1 protein-coding gene and 2 pseudogenes are annotated in these 2,494 nt (G+C 47.2%); 1 reads left to right on the top strand and 2 read right to left on the bottom strand.

From position 1 onward, the window contains the following. Window positions 1-157: 157 nt before the first annotated feature. Window positions 158-1,174 (bottom strand): annotated as a pseudogene (locus VIP81_RS30800) (phage tail length tape measure family protein); the annotation flags it as partial. A gap of 12 nt (window positions 1,175-1,186) precedes the next feature. On the opposite strand from VIP81_RS30800, the gene VIP81_RS30805 reads away from it, so the two are divergent. Beyond that, window positions 1,187-1,384 (top strand): phosphoribosylaminoimidazolesuccinocarboxamide synthase, encoded by a 198-nt coding sequence (locus VIP81_RS30805; protein WP_087510679.1) that lies wholly within the window; start codon window positions 1,187-1,189, stop codon window positions 1,382-1,384. A gap of 31 nt (window positions 1,385-1,415) precedes the next feature. Here VIP81_RS30805 and VIP81_RS30810 read toward each other — a convergent pair. Beyond that, window positions 1,416-2,494, bottom strand: a pseudogene (locus tag VIP81_RS30810) (PIF1 family ATP-dependent DNA helicase); the annotation flags it as partial.

The following is a 2,494-nucleotide window of genomic DNA, read 5'->3' on the forward strand; positions in this document are numbered from 1 at the left end:
AACTGTTGGGAAGGGCGATCGGTGCGGGCCTCTTCGCTATTACGCCAGCTGGCGAAAGGGGGATGTGCTGCAAGGCGATTAAGTTGGGTAACGCCAGGGTTTTCCCAGTCACGACGTTGTAAAACGACGGCCAGTGCCAAGCTTGCATGCCTGCAGGTCCGGCAGCGCTCTCCAGCGTCCGGAGTTCTGCCTGAAGCGTCAGCAGGGCAGCATGAGCACTGTCTTCCTGACGATCGCCCGCAGACACCTTCACGCTGGACTGTTTCGGCTTTTTCAGCGTCGCTTCATAATCCTTTTTCGCCGCCGCCATCAGCGTGTTGTAATCCGCCTGCAGGATTTTCCCGTCTTTCAGTGCCTTGTTCAGTTCTTCCTGACGGGCGGTATATTTCTCCAGCGGCGTCTGCAGCCGTTCGTAAGCCTTCTGCGCCTCTTCGGTATATTTCAGCCGTGACGCTTCGGTATCGCTCTGCTGCTGCGCATTTTTGTCCTGTTGAGTCTGCTGCTCAGCCTTCTCTCGGGCGGCTTCAAGCGCAAGACGGGCCTTTTCACGATCATCCCAGTAACGCGCCCGCGCTTCATCGTTAACAAAATAATCATCCTTGCGCAGATTCCAGATGTCGTCTGCTTTCTTATACGCAGCCTCTGCCTTAATCAGCATCTCCTGCGCGGTATCAGGACGACCAATATCCAGCACCGCATCCCACATGGATTTGAATGCCCGCGCAGTCCTGTCTGCCCAGGTCTCCAGCGTGCCCATGTTCTCTTTCAGGCGGCGGGTCTGGTCATCAAACCCTTTCGTTGCGACCTCGTTCGCCGCCTGCAATGCCCCGGCTTCATCGCCGGAACGCTGCAACTGAGCAACATACGCAATCTGCTCCGCCGACACGTTATGGAACTGGCGAGCCATCGCCGTCAGCCCCGACGTCGGGTCTGTGGTCAGCTTCCCGAAGGCTTCAGCGACCTTGTCCACCTCCACGCCGGATGCAGAGGAGAAACGCGCCACACTCTGGCTGATGGACGCAATCTGAGCCTCACCGCTTACCCCCGCCTTAACCAGTGCGCTGAGTGACTCGCTGGTCTGGTTAAACGTCAGCCCTGCCGCCTGCCCGGCTCTGGACAGGACCAGCATACGATCTGCCGTCAGTCCCGCCTGATTGCCGGAAAGCGCTAGCGTTTACTCTAGAGGATCCCCTGGAATGCTGCTAAATACGAAGTTGGTAAATCTCAAGACTCTTACGATAAACAATTTTTGAGAGATTGGTTAACTTCTAATGGTGTTGCTGGTAAAGATGGTGTTGCTATGCCTGAAGACATTGTCACTGAAACCAAGAGCAAATACGTTGAAGCTTACGAAAATTTAACTGGTGACAAATGGCAAGAATAAATTAAGGATATCTATTATTAAAGCTTTCTATTTATCCCAAACTTTCGTAGTATTTTCTGACATGTTCAGATGTTTTTACTTTATCTTTCCTGAAATTTTTGATTTCTAACCGACTCTTGCATGTAGCTCTTGATAATGCAACATATGCTTGACCATTAGCAAAACTTCTACCTAAATCTATTTTGACTCTGTCCAAAGTTTGACCTTGAGCTTTGTGGATCGACATCGCCCACGACAAGATCAATGGAAGTTGTTCTCTGACTAACTCGTTCCCAGTATTTTCAAAACTAGACGTGGTACTTTTTTGTCCAGCTTTTTCAATCTTAAACTCTTCCTTTTCCACCATAACCACTTGTTTACCTCGTCCAGTAATACTAAAATTGACTACCGGTAATACTGTAGATTCGAATTCTTGACTAGCTAGATGACAACATGATTGAATGAAACTTTGTCGTTGCAATGGAATATTGTCGAAAAATGCTTTCTCTTGATCGGTAAAACCACCAGATTTGCCGATTCTATTACATACGAACCTCATTTCAGCAAGCGCCGCCTGGTCTTCCGCATCAATATACACATATTGTTCCAAAAACTTCATATAAAGTTTACGGGTAGCCATAAATAAAACGGTACCTAAGGTACCATTGACCAATTCATCAGTGAAATTTTTGACACACATGACTTGGGCCCCCGTTTTTAAATGAAGAACTTTATCCACCATAAGATTATTATCAAGCATACTGACGAGAAAAGGGTTTTCTGGATCTTTGGCTTGGAAAGTGTATACTTTCCCTGGTAAACTGTTTAATTTTGCTTGATTCGCCATCAGAACTTCTTTTAAAGTTGGGTACAACTGTGTTGGTTCTATTCCGTCAGTGTAGTTGATTTGTCGATCCAATTTTTGGAACGCTTCAATGGTTTCATAATTCAAGTTCCCAACACGCACATTGTTCAACATATCAATAAACTCATTATCTCCCTTTTGTCTGAAAACTTGCTTCAACACCACGGTGTTTTCGATAACCTTATTCCAACTTTTAGCCAAAAAGCAGAATTTCGGCTGACCAGAATTATCCACAGGTGGCAATTGATAGAAATCACCAGATCCCC

The organism is Chitinophaga sp., from assembly GCF_036566945.1.
Taxonomy (GTDB): Bacteria; Bacteroidota; Bacteroidia; order Chitinophagales; family Chitinophagaceae; genus Chitinophaga.